Raw genomic sequence first — 14,980 nt, forward strand, 5'->3', positions numbered from 1 at the left:
GCCGCGTTCGTACTATTGCGCAGCCAGCGTAAAGCCTTCGAGTGCGCCCTTCATGGCCTTGGGCAGTGGGTGCGCCAGCTCGCCGCGCTTGCTGGTGGAAAGCCTCAGCGTCACCAGCGATTCGATGAGCTTGGTGCCCGCGGCCACGCCGTCGATCACCGGCACGCCCAGCAGCCCGCCGATGTGCTCGCACAGGTCGGTCATGCCCGCGCAGCCAAGCACGATGCAGTCGGAGCCGTCTTCCTCCAGCGCGCGCCGGCACTCGTCGACAATGCGCTCGCGCGCATTGGAGCCGGGCTCCTCGAGTTCGAGCACCGGCAGTTCGCAGGCTCGCACGTTGGCGCAAAAGCGCTCCATGCCGTAGATCTCGGCCAAGTGCCAGGCTTGGCCCATGGTTCGGCCCAGCGTGGTCACCACGCTGAAGCGGCTCCCCACCATGCTGGCCAGGTGCATGGCGGCCTCGGCAATGCCCACCACAGGGCCGCGCGCCAGTTCGCGTGCGGCCTTCAGGCCCGGGTCGCCGAAGCAGGCGATCACGTAGCCGTCGATGCCGTCGCGTTCACCGGCGGCAATTTCTTGCAGCAGGCCGGGCACGGCCAGCGCCTCGTCGTAGTGGCTCTCGATGGAGACCGGCCCCATGGCCGGACTGACCGCGACAATTTCAGTACCGGGGTGCGCCACCGCGCGGGCACAGGCGCCGATCTTCTCGGTCATGCTCCAGGTGGTGTTGGGGTTGATGATCTTGATGCGCACGGCGCGGCCCTTTCCTTTCTGTCAGTTCAACTCTTGTTGCGGTTCAGCAGGGCGTAGATGACAAAGCCCAGCCCCATGCCAATGAACCATGCATAGTTCGCGCCACCTCGCAGCGCGGGCACCATCACGCAAAGAATGGGCACCAGTGCCGACGGGATCACGGCTTGTATGGCCTTCGGGTTGTAGCCGCCGCTATACCAATACTCGCCCTTCGGGCTCATCGTGTAGAGCGCGTCCACGTCGATGCGCTGCTTGCGCACGATGTAGTAGTCGGCAATCAATATTCCGAACAGCGGGCCGATGAACGAACCCAGCACATCCAGCGTGTAGTGAATGACCTCGGGGCTGTTGTAAAGGTTCCACGGCGTGAGAAACACCGAGCCCACCGCGGCGATCATGCCGCCCGTGCGCCAGCTGATGTGCTGCGGCGCCACGTTGGAAAAGTCGAATGCCGGCGAGACGAAGTTGGCAACAATGTTGATGCCGATGGTCGCGATCATGAAAGTCAGCGCGCCCAGCACCACGGCGGTGGTGCTGTCGATCTTGCCCACGGTGTGCACCGGGTCGGTAATGAGCTCGCCGAACACCGGCAGCGTGGCGGCGGTGGTGATTACCGTCAGCAGCGAGAAGAACACGAAGTTGACCGGCAGGCCCCAGAAGTTGCCCTTCTTCACCGCATCGAAGCTCTTGCCGTAGCGCGAGAAGTCGCCAAAGTTGAGCATGGGGCCGCTGAAGTAGCTCACCACCAGCGCAATGGCCGAGAGCATGACCGGCAGCGCGTCCCAGCCCTGGAACTTGACGCCGCCCAGGTTCAGGTCGATGTTGCTCCAGCCCGCCTTCCACACCAGCCAGCCGCACAGAACGGCCATTACCACGTACACCGCCGGGCCGGCCCAGTCGATGAACTTGCGGATTGCCTCCATGCCGTGCCAGAACACGAAGGCCTGCAGCACCCACATGATCATGAACGCCACCCAGCCCAGCGTCGAAAGCCCCGCAAACCCGTGCTGCGCCACGTCGGCATACGTCGCAAGGTTGGGAAACATGTGCAGCGCCAGCACCATGAAGGCGGCCGATGCAAGGTATGTTTGTACGCCGTACCAGGCCACCGCAATCAGCCCGCGGATGATGGCCGGAATATTGGCGCCCAGCACACCGAACGAGGCGCGGCATACCACGGGGTAGGGCACGCCCGTCACCTGGCTGGGCTTGGCCACCAGGTTGCAGAAGAACTGCACGATCACGATGCCCACAAGCAGCGAAACCAGCACTTGCCAGCTGGAAAGCCCCAACGCGAACAGGCTGCCCGCCGTGATGTAGCCGCCCACGCTGTGCACGTCGGACATCCAGAACGCAAAGATGTTGTACTGGCCCCAGGTCTGCTTCCTGAGAGGGGCCAGGTCTTCGTTGGTCAGCCGCGGGTGATAGCCCGGCTTGATCAGCGCGTTGGATTCGGCGTGCGGTGCATGGCCGGCTTCGCTCGCCCCCGCAGGGGCCTGGCTGACAACTGTGCTCATGGTCTTTCCTCGTGCGAATGATGGGATTGAGGGACCGCTTGTCCGGCGCAAATTCGCCGCCGGGTATCGGGTGCGTTATTTGTATACAAAAACCGTGTGCAATCAACCCCATCCAGGAATTCATATATCCGTAGATTCCCTGATACCCGGCCCGGCCGCGTCGGCCGCCATCAGAAGCGAAGAGAGGCCCTTGCCTCAGGTAAACAGCTTCCCATTGAGCGCGATGCGCAAGGTCCGCACGGTGAGCACCAGAAGCGCGGAGGTAAGCACCCCAACCAGCAGGATCGCAAGAGCCCACAGCGGCGTGGTTGCACGCAACTGCGCGTACTTCAGCGCTGCGTTTGCCAGCGCGGCCATCGGAAAGCTGATTGCCCACCAGCCCGGCGAGAACTCGTTGCTCGGGCGGAACACCTTGGGCGCAATCACCGCAAACATGAAGAGCGCAAAGTAGAAAAGCAGGGCTGCGAACCTGTCGATGCTGCCCATCATGTTGGTGTAGGCGAGAAAGCCGACGGCAAAGGGCGCGACAAGAATCATCAGCGAGGGCGTCATGGCCGGCGCGAGCGGGGCTTGATGCACCAGCCGGCCAACGATGAGCACGAGCAGCACGAGCGCAAACACCGCTCCCACCGCCATTGCGAGCAGGTTGAGCTCCGCCGCCCATGCCAGCGGCTGGTCGCGCCCCGCCGTCACGGCAATGTCGAGCGTGGCGACTCCCGGGATGAGCCAGGCCGGCACGGCATGGGACGCATCCACCTGTCCATTGAGAAGCCGCGAGACCACCACAAAACCCAGCACGAAGGTCGCAATGGCTCCCAAGGTCCACAGCACGTGCGCGGCAACTGTGCTGTGCGGTGCAACTACCGCCGACACCAGCAGCATCGAGATGGCGATGGTGCCGAAGAAGTTACCCGTTATGGGGTGAAGAAATTCCGCGCGCACTGCCTGCGGGTGCATCGCCAGCTTCGCCGCGTAGGCCAGCCCCAGGAGCACGAAGACGGCGATCGAGAAGAACCCGATGGCTTCGCCAACGAACGCCGGCACGGCAAGGCTCTCGTGCGCCAGCCGCCACGCCAGTGCAAGGCCCGAGAGGCCCATTACCGACCCGAACAGATTGACCGGCAGGTTGCGCAGCGAAGCCTCGCCGGCAGGATGCAAAACCGCAAAAGGCGGGGAGAGGGAGTTGTCGTGCATGGTGGTCTCATTTGGCAGAATTTGCAGGTGCAGGTAGTTTCTGCCAAACTGGCCGCACCGCGCCCGGCGCGGCATGACGTTTTCTGCCAATGAATGGGCCTTCACTGCCATGCGTGTCGCGATCCTTGCCTTTCCCCGTGTCCAGTTGCTCGACGTGGCCGGTCCTGCCGATGTGTTTGCCGAGGCGGCGCGGCAACTGGGACAGCCGCGCGCCTACCAGGTGCAGGTGATCGGCACCGAAGCGGGCGTGCTGAAGAGCAGCAGCGGAGTGCGGCTTGCGGTGGACGCCACAGTAGGCGCGCATCGCGGACCGATCGACACCCTGCTTGTGGCGGGTAGCCCGGACATCGACGGGATGGCCGAAGACGCGGCACTGCACAAATGGCTCAGGCGGCAGTCGCGTACCGTGCGGCGCTATGGCTCCGTGTGCAGCGGTGCCTTCGTGCTTGCGGCCGCCGGGCTGCTGGACGGCAAACGGGTGGCCACGCACTGGAACTCCACGGCACGCCTGGCCGCGGCCTACCCGCATGCCTGCGTCGAGCCGGACGCCATCTACGTGAAAGACGGCAATCTGTTCACTTCCGCCGGCGTGACCGCCGGCATGGACCTCGCGCTCGCAATGGTGGAGGAGGACCATGGACGCGAGCTGGCGCTGCGGGTGGCGCGCGAGTTGGTGATGTTCCTGAAGCGCCCGGGCGGCCAAAGCCAGTTCAGCGCCCATCTGGCGGCCCAGACATCGGAGCGCTCGAGCGTGCGCCAGGTGCAGGACCACGTGCTCTCGCACCTGAAGGAAGACCTGTCGGTGCCCGCGCTGGCGGTCCGCGCAGGCATGAGCGAGCGCAGCTTCGCGCGGATCTTCCGGAGCGAGGCCGGCACCACGCCGGCAGAGTTTGTCGAGAACGCCCGCATGGACGCAGCCCGGCGCCTGGCCGAAGAGTCGGATCTACCGGCCAAGCGCTTGGCCGATGAGGTCGGCTATGCCAACGTGGATGGCTTTCGGCGGGCGTTCAGCCGCCGCCTGGGCGTAAGCCTCGTGGAATATCGAAGGCGCTTTGCAAGATGAGAACCTTGCCGGCGTCAATGCAAGAGGGAGAGGACCGTCTCTTCGGGTTCTCAGGCACCCGCATCGTTTTCACGCGGCGTGCCGCGGGCGGCGCGGCGCTTCAGCGCGTCTTCGCTGTCGGCGTCCGGGGCCGCGGCATCGCGCCCGGCAGCTTTCTTCATTCCGTCCTTCAGACTTTGCGCGCCGCGGTTTCCGATGGCCGGCTCTTCGCCGTTCACCGCATCGGGCGCCTGCACGCGCTGGCCGCCTGCCGCGGGATCAGGAATGGATGATTTCTTCATCGTGTGCTCCTTGCGTTACTTGACAGGTAAACGGCCCCGGCCACCGCAGCGAGCGTGCCAAGGCCGAGCCACAGCGCACCGGCCGGCTGCGACTTCTGCCGAAAGCCGCCGTCGATGGCGCAGCCGCGCGAAGGCTCGAAGAGGTTGCCGTCTGTGCGCCCCGCCGGCGCGGCTCGGCGCATTGCCACGGCGCCCACCCACCCGAGCACGCGCGCCATGAGGTTGGGCGCGAGCGCATGCATCAGGATGCCCGGCCGTGCCGGTGCGCCGATGTAGGTGCGCGCCCGAGGCCGGGTGGCCAGCGCCACCAGCGCATTGGCCACGCGGCGCGGGTCGACGACCGGCGGAGGCGGCGCGACACGGTGCCCGCTGTAGTTCGCGCCATGCGACATGCCTGGCGAATCCACAAAGGTCGGAAACACCTCGCAGACGTGAATGCCCGGACAGTCCGAAAGCTCCGCCCGCAGCGATTCCGAAAAGCCGCGAATGCCGAACTTGCTGGCCGTATAGGCCGTGGCAAAGGGAGTGGCAACCCAGCCGCCCAGCGAGATCATGTTGACCAGCGTGCCGCCGCCACGCGCCCGAAAGTGGGGAACGATGGCGTACGCACCGTGCATGTGGCCGAGCAGATTGGCCTCGACCACGCGCCTGTGCGACTCGAGCGGGGTGTCTTCAAACCGTCCTACCGCGCCGACGCCCACGTTGTTGATCCACATGTCCACGTGGCCGAAGTGATCGATGGCGGTCCGCGCAAGGACGGACATTGCCGAGGGATCGGTCACGTCGGTAGCAACCGCTAGCGTGCGTGCACCGGCCTGCGCGCATTCATCGGCAACCGACTGCAGCGATTCGTGGTTGCGGGCAGCCAGCACAAGCGATGCGCCCTGTGCGGCAAATGCAAGGGCCGTGGCACGGCCGATGCCGCTGGAAGCACCGGTGAGCACCACCACCTGGTGCAGCCTGTTCGGCGTGGCATCGGCGGGCCCGGATGAGCGGCTCGAAGGCGAGGGTTTCGCTGGGGAGAGTGGGGACACGGAAGGCTCCTGCGATCGGTGGCGAAGGCTCCACCTTTCGTCTTCTGCCCGGCGGCGTGCGCGCGAGGCTTGCGCATCCGCGCGTCGGACAATGCCCATGGCGTTGCGTGGCGCATTCGCCGAAAAAGACTCCCTGGCAGTCAGGGCCGCGCGGCAAGCACCCGGGCCATCGCGCGCGCCAGCTCGGCGCGGGAGTAGGGCTTGCGCAGCAGCTCCCAGCTTGGCGGCGCTTCGCGGTCGGCGTCGAGCAGCTCCGACGAGAAGCCCGACATCAGCAGGATTGCGAGTTGCGGAAACCTCTGCTGCGCCTCGGCGGCAAGCCGCGTTCCGCGCATGCCGGGGCCCAATGCAATGTCGCTCAGCAGCACATCAAAAGCGCCGGCACCCGAATCCATCTGCACAAGGGCCTGTTCAGCGTTTTCCGCCGTTACCACGCTGCAGCCGAGCGTAGTGAGAAACGTGTAGACCACCTTGCGCACTTCGGCGTCGTCTTCGACCAGCATGACGCGCACACCCGCGGGAAGCGACTGTTCACCGTCGTCGTCCGGCGTTGCGGCCGGCGCGGCGTCGTACAACTGGGGAAGGTAGAGCGTCACGGTGGTGCCCGCGCCGGGGCGCGTGGCAATGGCAATGGCACCCTTGGACTGCTTCACGAAGCCGTACACCGTGCTCAGGCCAAGGCCGGTGCCGCGGCCGGCTTCCTTGGTGGTGAAGAAGGGCTCGAACGCGCGCTCCTTCACTTCCTCGGTCATTCCGGTGCCGCTGTCGGCTACAGAAATTGCAACAAAGCTGCCGTGCTCGCCGATGTCGCCGAGTTCGTTGAGCACTTCCTGGGGTATGGCGCCACAGGCTTCGGCGCCAAAGCGCAGCGTGCCGCCCTCCGGCATGGCGTCGCGCGCGTTGATGGCAATGTTCAACAGCGCCGATTCGAGCTGGCCCGGGTCGGCCAGCACGGGCGGGCAATCAGGCGCCGCATCGATCACGATGCCGATGCGCTGGTCGAGCGTGCGCCGCAGCATGTCGGCCAGCGAATGCAGCATGGCATGCGTGTCCACGGCGTTGGGCTGCAGCATTTGCCGGCGCGAAAACGCCAGCAGCTTGCCCGTGAGTTCGGCGCCGCGCCGCGAGGCCCGCGCCGCAGCCCCCACCAGTTGCTGGGCATAGCCATCTTGCGCAATGGCGGGCAGTTCTTCGAGCACCTGCAGGTTGCCCTGGATGACGGTGAGCAGGTTGTTGAAGTCGTGCGCAATGCCACCCGTGAGCTGGCCGACGCTTTCGAGCCGCTGGGCGTGGCTGAGCGCCTCTTCGGTCTGCACCCGCTGCAGGCTGGTGGCCAGCAGGTTGGAAAGCGATTCCAGAAACCGCAACTCCTCGTCGCCGAAGCGCTTGCCCTGCCGCGAGTGCACGGTCAACACGCCGATGAACCGGCCCCGGTCATAAAAGGGCACAGCCAGCGCACTGACGAGGCCCGCATCGAGGTAGGCCTGCGGCACCGCAAAGCGGCGCTCCTTGCCGTAGTCGGGCACCGCCACGGGCTGCCCTTCGGCATACACGAAGCCGGGCGGCGTGTTTGCGTGGCTGGCAATGCGCGCGCCAATTTCTTCGCCAGGCACCAGGCCCACGCCGCTTGCCACGCGGAAGTCGAGGCGGCTGCTTTCCAGCAGCAGCACCACGGCCACCTCCACCTCGAGCGCTTCTGCCGCGATGGTGGGCACGTGGTCGAGCATTACCTGCGGGTCGCGTGTGTCCACTGCCAGGCGGCCCAGTTGCGCGAGGTAGTCGCTGTAGCGCGCCCGCTGCAGCGCCTGCTTCACACGCGGGTAGGCGCCAATGTCGCGGATGGCGGCAACCACGAACGGCAACCCGTGGTTTTGCAACGGACTGAGCGCGATCTCCACCATGACTTCGGTGCCGTCCTTGCGCTTTGCCACCAGTTCCATCTGCGTGCCCATGGGCCGCGCACGGGGCGCGCGGCCATAGGCCTCGCGGTATGCGGCATGGCGCGGACGAATGCTGTCGGGCACCAGGACGTCGACGTTCAGCCCCACCAGTTCGCCCACCGCATAGCCCAGCAGATTGGCTGCGGAGGGATTGGCCAGCACGATGCTGCCGGCCTGGTCGACCAGCAGCAGGGCATCGGGATAGGCGATGAAAAGTGAGCGGAAGACGCTGCTCTCTTCAATGCCCGAAGGCAGCCCTTGCAGGGCCGCAATCGCCGGCTCGGAAGCGTTGGGCATAGAGGGGTTGGGCGTAGAGGGGCTGGGCGTAGAGGGGCTGGCCATGCGCGCTGGGCTCAGCCTGGGGTCACCGGCGGAACCAGGATGTAGCCCGCGCCCCGCACCGACTTGATGATCTGCGGGTCGTCCGGGTCGGCTTCGATCTTCTTGCGCAGCCGGCCGACCTGCACGTCGATGGTGCGGTCGAAAGGAGCGGCTTCGCGCCCGCGAGTCTGCTCGAGCAGGAAGTCGCGCGACAGCACGCGGCCGGGATGCCGGGCAAATGCGCGCAGCAGGTCGAATTCGCCGCCGGTGAGCGGCACGCCTTGCCCCTCCGGGTTGGCAAGGCTGCGCGCGGCAAGATCGAGCTGCCAGCCCGCAAAGCGCAGCCGTTCGGATGTGGCGCTCGCAGCAGGCGATGCCGGTGCGTTTGCAGCAGCATGGGAGTCGTCGGGCGCCAGGCGCCTGAGCACGGCCTTGACCCGGGCCACCAGCTCGCGCAGGTCGAAGGGTTTTGTCACGTAGTCGTCGGCGCCCACCTCAAGGCCGACAACCTTGTCCACCGCGTCCCCACGGCCGGTGACGATGACGAGCCCGCAGCGCCAGTTTTCGCGCATGCGGCGGGCAATGGAAAAGCCGTCTTCGCCGGGCAGGCCGAGGTCGAGCAGGACGAGGTCGGCCGGGTCGCTGCCCATCAGCTGCATGAGCGAGGCGCCGTTGTGCAGCTGGGTTACGCGAAAGCCGTGGCTTTGGAGGTAGTTGGCCAGCAGCTGGGTGATGTCGACTTCGTCGTCGAGGACCGCGATGTGAAAGGCGGATTTCATTCGTGGAAAGCTCGCTTCCGGTGTGCGAGTGCCATGGCATTGTTGGGGGCCGTACAAGCGTAGCACGCCCCGCCGCCAACCCACCGGCTCAGCGTGCGGTCACTCGGCCTCCACCGGAGCCAGCATCGTTCCACGGCAGTTGGGCGAGCCGCAATGGCAAGGATATTTCGAGGCCGGCGAACCGTCGTCGGCGGTGAGCGAATAGTCGATGAACAGTTCGTCCCCCGCATCCACCGGCACGATGGTCTGGAACTTCAGCACCAGCTCGCCCGCGTCGTCGTACTCTTCAACGGCCTCGCAGTTCGGATCGCAGGCATGGTTGAGGTGGCGCGTACCGTTGCCGCCCTTGCCGCCGTCGATGGTCTCGTGGTTGGAGAGGGTGAACAAATAGGTGAGCTGGTCATTCCACGCGCCGGCAGCGATTTCCTGCTGCGTGTAGCGCCGGCCCTCGTAGAGCCCGAGGAACGCATGGGCGGGCAAGTCGCGCGTTGCAAAGGCGCCGAGCCCGTGCACTCCGCTGGGCCCTACGCGGATAAATGGCGTGGACGAGGTTTGCTTGCGGCGTTTCATGTGCCCAAGTGTGCACCAGCCACCTTGCTCATTGCTTGCGTTCCTCGTTGCGTTCCTCCTCGCGCTCTTCTTCAGCCTGGGCCTGGAACATGCGCGTGAAGTCGCAGCACTCCTGCGCCAGCATCACGATCGACGAGGTGAGTGCGCTGCGGTGCTCGCCCTTGTGCATGGCCACGTAGTGCACCGCCGGCAGGGCAGGCACCACGTCGATCACGGCGAGCATGCCGGCTGAAACGAGCGGGTCGAGGCACTGGCGCGGCAGGTAGCTCACACCCAGGCCCGACACCGTGAGCCCGGTCAGCGCCACGAGGTTGCTCACCACGATGGTGTCGGACGGCTGCACGCCCTGGTCCTTCATCCAGGCGTCGTAGGCGCGGCCCGTGCCCGAGTTGCTGCCCTGCACCAGCATGCGGTGCCGCGCGAGTTCGTGCAGCCGAACGGTGCCGGGGGCGGCAACCACGCCCGGCTTGCACATCCAGGCGCTTTGCACCTTGCCGATGGCCTTGCTCTGCATGCGCGAATCGGCAAACGTGTCGGGCACGATCACCAGGTCGAGTTCGTCCGACAGCAGCTTGTCGCGCAACTGCAGGCTGTCGTCAACGTCGGGCTCGAGGATGACCTTTGGATAGTGCCGCTGGATGAGGCCCACGAGCCGCGGCAGCCACGTCATGGCGGTGAGCTCCGTCACGCCGATGCGCAGCCGTCGCTCCACCACGCCCGGCTTGCCGAACTGCTCGACGGCGGCATCGCGCTGCTCGAGCAGCCTCGCCGCAAGCACGAACATTTCCTCGCCTTTTTCGGTCAGCCGCGCAGTGCGCTGGGTTCGATCGAAAAGCTCGGTATCGAACAGCAGCTCGAGTTCATGCACCCGCTTGGACACGGCCGATTGCGAGGTATGAAGCTGGTTGGCCGCCTGCGCAAAGCCGCCGAGCTTGGCAATCCAGTACAGGGCTTCGAGCTGCTTGAAGGTCATCACGGTGCGTTCGAACTCCTGGACTGAATACTTTTATTCATGTAATTCAATCACAAAAAATCGCTTTTAGAAATTTGAGGCCGCGCTGAAGATTCGCACCGTGTCGCCCCGTGTACTTCCTGCTTCATCTTCAAAGGAACATTCCATGAACTTCAAACTGTCCCTCGTGCTTGGCGCCGGCATTGCGCTGGCCTGCGGTGCTGTGGCGGCGCAAGAAAGCCCCACGCTGCGCAAGATCAAGGAAAGCGGCACGGTGCAGATCGGCAGCCGCGACACGCAGATTCCGTTCTCCTACAAGACGGGTGCAGAGAGCGCGCCCATCGGATTCACCAACGAGATCTGCCTGAAGGTGGTCGACGCCATCAAGGCCAGGCTGGGCATGCAGAAGATCGAGGTGCGCTACACGCTCCTCAACTCCACCAACCGCATTCCGCTGGTGCAGAACGGCACGGTCGACCTCGACTGCGCGACCACCACCAACACCGTGCAGCGCCAGCAGCAGGTCGACTTTGCGCCGAGCCACTTCGTCACCAACATTACCGCCGCGGTCAAGAAAAACTCGGGCATCAATTCGATTGCCGACCTTCAGGGCAAGAGCGTGGCCACCGTGGCCGGCAGCACCTCGATGCAGTTGCTGCGCGGCTTCCGCAAGACAGAGAACATCGAGGTGCAGGAAATCGCGGGCAAGGACACGGCCGATGCGTTTTTGCTGCTGGCGAGCGACCGCGCCGTGGCCTACGTGCTGGACGACGTGCAGCTGGCCGGCCTCATTGCCAACCAGCCGAATGCATCCGACTACAAGCTGCTGAAGGACGTGCTGCGGCAAGAGCCCTACGGCATCATGATGCGCAAGGACGACCCCGAGTTCAAGGCCATCGTCGACCAGACGGTGACCGAGATGATGAAGTCGGGCGCCATCGACAAGCTCTACGCCAAGTGGTTCATGTCACCGATCCCGCCGCGCAACGTGAACCTCAACTTCCCGATGTCCGACGCCGTGCGCGAGGCCTACAAGAACCCGAACAACAAAGGCGTTTGAGGATGCCGGCCACCACACTCCACGCCAACGGCCTTGCGTTTCCCGATGCGCTGATGCGCGCGGTGAAGCAGCGCTTTCTCAACGTCGACCACGACCACCACGGGCGCGAGCGCCTCTACTTCGACAACGCGGGCGGCTCGTTCAGGCTGAAGGCGGCCGTGGAGCGCTTCGCGCAGGTCGATGCCATTCCCGACAACGCGGAGCGCATTCACGCCGCCGCAGTCGAACTGCAAGAGATTCAGGCCCGGGGCACTGCCGATGTGCGCACCATCTTCAATGCGCAGGGCGGCAGCGTCTATGCGTCGCTCACCGCATCGGGCGCAATGTTCGACATGGTGCGTGCGGTGGCCGAGAACGTGCCGGGCACGAACATGGTCACCACCATGCTCGAGCATCCCTCGTCGTTCGACGCGATGAGCTTGTATGCCCAACGGGCCGGCCGTGAGCTGCGGGTGGCACGCAGCAACCCCGAGACCGGCGGAGTCGACGCCGACGAGATCGTGCGGCTGGTGGACAAGGACACCTGCCTGCTCAACGTCATCTACGCATCGAACATCTCGGGCGCCAAGCTCGACCTGGCGCAGATCGTGCGCCGCGCAAGGGAGATCAAGCCCGATCTTTACATCGTGGTGGACGCCGTGCAGCATGCGCCGCACGGGCTCATCGACCTGCAGAAGACGCCGGTGGACGGCATCAACATGGCGCCCTACAAGTTCTTCGGCTGCCGGGGCTCGGGCTTGTCATGGGTGTCGGACCGCGCGGCGCTGCTGCCGCATCACAAGCTGGCAGGCAAGAAGCCCGACTTCTGGGACCTGGGCAGCTCGGCGCCATGGCAGTTTGCGGTGGTGACCGAAATCGTCGACTACGTATGCTGGCTCGGCGGCCATTTTTCGGACGCTACCGAGAGGCGCGCGCTTTTCGAAGCGGGCATCGCGCACATCGAACTGCACGAGCGGGCGCTGCTCGCAGCGCTGCTTGACGGAACCGACGATGCCGCCGGCCTGCGCAACATCGAAGGCGTGAAGGTCTTCCTGGACCATCCGGACCTGACGAAGCGCGACCTCATCATCGGCATAGGGTTTGACCATCTCGACTGCACGCAGGCAGTGGTCGAGTACGGCAAGCGCGGCGTAACGGTGTACGAGCGCGTGGCAAGCAGCATCTACTCCAAGCGCATGCTCGACTCTTTCGGGCTCGAAGGCACGGTGCGGGTGTCACCGCTGCATTGCAACTCCATTGCCGACATGAAGGAATTTCTCCATGTGACAAAAGAAATTGCCGTCAACGCGAATGGGCTGAAGACAAGAACCGCCGGATGACTGGAACCACCTGTTCCAGGTGCGTCTCGAGCAGCCAGTGCCCGCCGTCCGTCAGCACCAGTTCGGCTTTGGGAATGTCGCGCAGGTAGGCACGCGCGGATTCCTCGGGCATGTAGCCGTCGTTCGGACCCCACACGATGAGCGCCGGTGGCTGGTGTTCGCGCAGATAGGACTGGTAGCGCGGAAACCACTCGAGGTTCTGCTTCAGGCCTTCCATCAGCTTGCGCGAAACCTCCCGCCGCAGCGGCGTGTTCATCAGCGGCCAATGCAGCTTCCACAGGTCGGGTGGAATCTGCGCCGCCTGCGCTTCTGGCACCTCGCCGACGAACTCGGCGCGAAAACCTTCTTCGCTTACCGCTTCTTCAAGCACCGCGCGGTTCCTGGGCGACGGATCGCGCCAGAATTCCTGGATGGCCTTGTACTTAGGGCCGAGCGTGTCTTCGTAGATGTCGCCGTTCTGGATGATGAGCGCAGCCACGCGCTCAGGGCGCCGAATGGCCAGGCGCAGCCCGATCTGCGAACCGTAGTCGTGCAGGTACAGGCCGTATCTATCGAGCCCCAGCTTGTTGCAGAAGGCCTCCAGAAAGGCCGCATAGGCATCGAAGTCGAAAGCGAAGTTGCCGGCAGGCGGCGTATCGCTCAGGCCAAAGCCGGGATAGTCCGGTGCCACCAGTCGCCATTTGTCCGCAAGCGCAGGCATGAGCCGCCGATACTGGAACGAGGAGCACGGATACCCGTGCGGAAGCAGCAGCACCGGCGCATCGCGCGGACCGGCTTCGCGGTAGAAGATCCGCATCCCGTCGACATCGACGAAGCGGTGCGCGACCGCTTGGGCGTCGGCGGGAACCGGGGGCATGGGGCTGCGTTCGGTCATGCGCCCTATGCTGCACGCCGGTGCGTGCCGGCGGATGTAGGTGGCGGTTGACGCGCTGCGTCGGACGCTCGCAACGCGCCCCGGGATTCAGGCCAGCAGGTCGCTCAGCGTGCGCGCAATCACCTTGGTGGCGCGGCGCAGGTCTTCGAGCACCACGCGTTCGTCGCTGCGCTTGGCGTGCGACTCGAGCACTGTGCGCGGGCCGGCGCCGTAGATCACACCCGGAATGCCTGCCTCGCCGTAGAGGCGCACGTCGGTGTAAAGGGGCGTGCCCATGGCCTTGATCGGCTCGCCGAACACGTCCTGGCCGTGCTTCTGGATTGCATCGACCAGCGGCTTGTTGCCAGCGAGCGGCTTCATCGAATTGGCGAGCAGCAGGCGCTTGATCTCGACCGTGATGCCAGTGCTCTCCGCAGCCGCATCGGCAATGACCTTGCGGATCGTCGCTTCGACCTCGACCGGGTTCTCTTCGGGGATCATGCGGCGATCGAGCTTGAACACCACCTTGCCCGGAACCACGTTGGTGTTGGTGCCGCCTTCGATGCGGCCCACGTTGAGGTACGGGTGCGTAATGCCCTCGACCTTCGACGTTACCTGCTGGTAGAGCGTGTTCTGCGCATAGAGCGCATTGAGAATTTTTACGGCGCCCTGCAGCGCATCGACGCCGGTGGTCGGAATGGCCGCATGGGCCATTTTGCCGTGCACCGTCACTTCCATCTGCAGGCAGCCGTTGTGCGCAGTAACCACCTCGTAGCTGAAGCCCGCCGCAATCATCAGGTCGGGCTTGGTGAGGCCTTGCTTGAGCAGCCAGCCCGGGCCGAGGATGCCGCCAAATTCTTCGTCGTAGGTGAAGTGCAGCTCGACGCTGCCCTTGGCCGGCTTGGCCACGGCCTCCAGCGCACGCAGCGCAAAGGTAAAGCTCGCGAAGTCGCTCTTGCTCACCGCGGCGGCACGGCCGTAGAGGCTGCCATCGGCAATCTCGCCGCCATAGGGGTCATGCGTCCAGCCTTCGCCGGGTGGCACCACGTCGCCGTGGGCATTGAGTGCCACGGTGCGGCCGCCCGCGCCATAGCTGCGGCGCACGATCAGGTTGGTGATCGATTCGAGGCCGTAGTCCTTCACCTCCTGCTCCGGCACGGCGTGCTTCTCGGCATCGAGTCCGAAGTCTTTCAGCAGTTCGGCGGTGCGTTCGGCGTGCGGTGCGTTGTTGCCGGGCGGGGTGTCGGTGGGCACGCGCACCAGTTGCTGCAGGAACTGCACTTCTTCATCAAAGTGCGCGTCGATCCAGGCGTCGAGCTTGGCGTAGTCGGTCATGTCTTTTCT

At 65.1% G+C, this 14,980-nt stretch carries 14 protein-coding genes; 3 read left to right on the top strand and 11 right to left on the bottom strand.

The genetic code is table 11. From position 1 onward, the window contains the following. Positions 1-12 precede the first annotated feature (12 nt). From J2X67_RS25400 to J2X67_RS25410, 3 genes are all read right to left on the bottom strand, one after another. Entirely contained in the window at positions 13-753 is a 741-nt protein-coding gene (locus tag J2X67_RS25400) for an aspartate/glutamate racemase family protein (protein ID WP_309957633.1), read from the bottom strand. A gap of 26 nt (positions 754-779) precedes the next feature. After that, complete coding sequence (locus J2X67_RS25405; protein WP_309957634.1) at positions 780-2,270, bottom strand: NCS1 family nucleobase:cation symporter-1; 1,491 nt, start codon at positions 2,268-2,270, stop codon at positions 780-782. 195 nt (positions 2,271-2,465) lie between these two features. After that, positions 2,466-3,464: an SLAC1 anion channel family protein gene (locus tag J2X67_RS25410; RefSeq protein ID WP_309957635.1), complete on the bottom strand. Its 999-nt coding sequence runs from the start codon at positions 3,462-3,464 to the stop codon at positions 2,466-2,468. A 109-nt stretch (positions 3,465-3,573) separates the two neighbouring features. Between J2X67_RS25410 and J2X67_RS25415 the strand changes: the two genes are divergently transcribed. After that, positions 3,574-4,527, top strand: a complete 954-nt coding sequence (locus J2X67_RS25415) for a GlxA family transcriptional regulator (protein ID WP_309957707.1) — start codon at positions 3,574-3,576, stop codon at positions 4,525-4,527. Between the two features lie 50 nt (positions 4,528-4,577). Here J2X67_RS25415 and J2X67_RS25420 read toward each other — a convergent pair whose 3' ends face one another. The 6 genes from J2X67_RS25420 to J2X67_RS25445 all read right to left on the bottom strand — a co-directional run bounded on the left by J2X67_RS25420 (position 4,578) and on the right by J2X67_RS25445 (position 10,425). Beyond that, positions 4,578-4,808, bottom strand: a complete 231-nt coding sequence (locus tag J2X67_RS25420; protein WP_309957636.1) for a hypothetical protein — start codon at positions 4,806-4,808, stop codon at positions 4,578-4,580. Continuing rightward, positions 4,805-5,842, bottom strand: a complete 1,038-nt coding sequence (locus J2X67_RS25425) for an SDR family oxidoreductase (RefSeq protein WP_309957637.1) — start codon at positions 5,840-5,842, stop codon at positions 4,805-4,807. The genes J2X67_RS25420 and J2X67_RS25425 overlap by 4 nt, the downstream gene beginning before the upstream one ends. A 140-nt stretch (positions 5,843-5,982) precedes the next feature. Then, positions 5,983-8,079, bottom strand: a complete 2,097-nt coding sequence (locus J2X67_RS25430) for a PAS domain S-box protein (protein ID WP_309957638.1) — start codon at positions 8,077-8,079, stop codon at positions 5,983-5,985. Between the two features lie 56 nt (positions 8,080-8,135). After that, complete coding sequence (locus J2X67_RS25435; RefSeq protein ID WP_309957639.1) at positions 8,136-8,882, bottom strand: response regulator transcription factor; 747 nt, start codon at positions 8,880-8,882, stop codon at positions 8,136-8,138. A 99-nt stretch (positions 8,883-8,981) separates the two neighbouring features. Next, positions 8,982-9,452, bottom strand: a complete 471-nt coding sequence (locus J2X67_RS25440) for an SET domain-containing protein-lysine N-methyltransferase (protein ID WP_309957640.1) — start codon at positions 9,450-9,452, stop codon at positions 8,982-8,984. Between the two features lie 28 nt (positions 9,453-9,480). Continuing rightward, on the bottom strand, positions 9,481-10,425 hold the full coding sequence (locus J2X67_RS25445; protein ID WP_309957708.1) for a LysR family transcriptional regulator: 945 nt from the start codon (positions 10,423-10,425) through the stop codon (positions 9,481-9,483). Positions 10,426-10,570: 145 nt separating this feature from the next. Between J2X67_RS25445 and J2X67_RS25450 the strand changes: the two genes are divergently transcribed. Together J2X67_RS25450 and J2X67_RS25455 are read left to right on the top strand one after the other, a co-directional pair. Continuing rightward, positions 10,571-11,464, top strand: a complete 894-nt coding sequence (locus J2X67_RS25450; RefSeq protein ID WP_309957641.1) for an amino acid ABC transporter substrate-binding protein — start codon at positions 10,571-10,573, stop codon at positions 11,462-11,464. 2 nt (positions 11,465-11,466) lie between these two features. Further along, positions 11,467-12,783 (top strand): aminotransferase class V-fold PLP-dependent enzyme, encoded by a 1,317-nt coding sequence (locus tag J2X67_RS25455; protein WP_309957642.1) that lies wholly within the window; start codon positions 11,467-11,469, stop codon positions 12,781-12,783. Here the strand turns inward: J2X67_RS25455 and J2X67_RS25460 are convergent. Both J2X67_RS25460 and J2X67_RS25465 read right to left on the bottom strand, forming a co-directional pair. Beyond that, positions 12,746-13,657, bottom strand: a complete 912-nt coding sequence (locus tag J2X67_RS25460) for an alpha/beta hydrolase (RefSeq protein ID WP_309957643.1) — start codon at positions 13,655-13,657, stop codon at positions 12,746-12,748. The two genes, J2X67_RS25455 and J2X67_RS25460, sit on opposite strands and share 38 nt — an antisense overlap. Before the next feature lie 87 nt (positions 13,658-13,744). Further along, positions 13,745-14,971, bottom strand: coding sequence for an ArgE/DapE family deacylase (locus tag J2X67_RS25465; RefSeq protein ID WP_309957644.1), 1,227 nt, complete (start codon positions 14,969-14,971; stop codon positions 13,745-13,747). Between the last annotated feature and the right edge of the window lie 9 nt (positions 14,972-14,980).

It is taken from the genome of Variovorax sp. 3319 (assembly GCF_031456585.1).
Classification (GTDB): domain Bacteria; phylum Pseudomonadota; class Gammaproteobacteria; order Burkholderiales; family Burkholderiaceae_C; genus Variovorax; species Variovorax paradoxus_P.

Coding starts and splice junctions, on each gene's coding strand:
- J2X67_RS25450 (WP_309957641.1), top strand. CDS start 10,571: ATGAACTTCAAACTGTCCCTCGTGCTTGGCGCCGGCATTGCGCTGGCC.
- J2X67_RS25415 (WP_309957707.1), top strand. CDS start 3,574: ATGCGTGTCGCGATCCTTGCCTTTCCCCGTGTCCAGTTGCTCGACGTG.
- J2X67_RS25465 (WP_309957644.1), bottom strand. CDS start 14,971: ATGACCGACTACGCCAAGCTCGACGCCTGGATCGACGCGCACTTTGAT.
- J2X67_RS25440 (WP_309957640.1), bottom strand. CDS start 9,452: ATGAAACGCCGCAAGCAAACCTCGTCCACGCCATTTATCCGCGTAGGG.
- J2X67_RS25445 (WP_309957708.1), bottom strand. CDS start 10,425: ATGACCTTCAAGCAGCTCGAAGCCCTGTACTGGATTGCCAAGCTCGGC.
- J2X67_RS25430 (WP_309957638.1), bottom strand. CDS start 8,079: ATGCCCAACGCTTCCGAGCCGGCGATTGCGGCCCTGCAAGGGCTGCCT.
- J2X67_RS25460 (WP_309957643.1), bottom strand. CDS start 13,657: ATGACCGAACGCAGCCCCATGCCCCCGGTTCCCGCCGACGCCCAAGCG.
- J2X67_RS25435 (WP_309957639.1), bottom strand. CDS start 8,882: ATGAAATCCGCCTTTCACATCGCGGTCCTCGACGACGAAGTCGACATC.
- J2X67_RS25455 (WP_309957642.1), top strand. CDS start 11,467: ATGCCGGCCACCACACTCCACGCCAACGGCCTTGCGTTTCCCGATGCG.
- J2X67_RS25405 (WP_309957634.1), bottom strand. CDS start 2,270: ATGAGCACAGTTGTCAGCCAGGCCCCTGCGGGGGCGAGCGAAGCCGGC.
- J2X67_RS25410 (WP_309957635.1), bottom strand. CDS start 3,464: ATGCACGACAACTCCCTCTCCCCGCCTTTTGCGGTTTTGCATCCTGCC.
- J2X67_RS25420 (WP_309957636.1), bottom strand. CDS start 4,808: ATGAAGAAATCATCCATTCCTGATCCCGCGGCAGGCGGCCAGCGCGTG.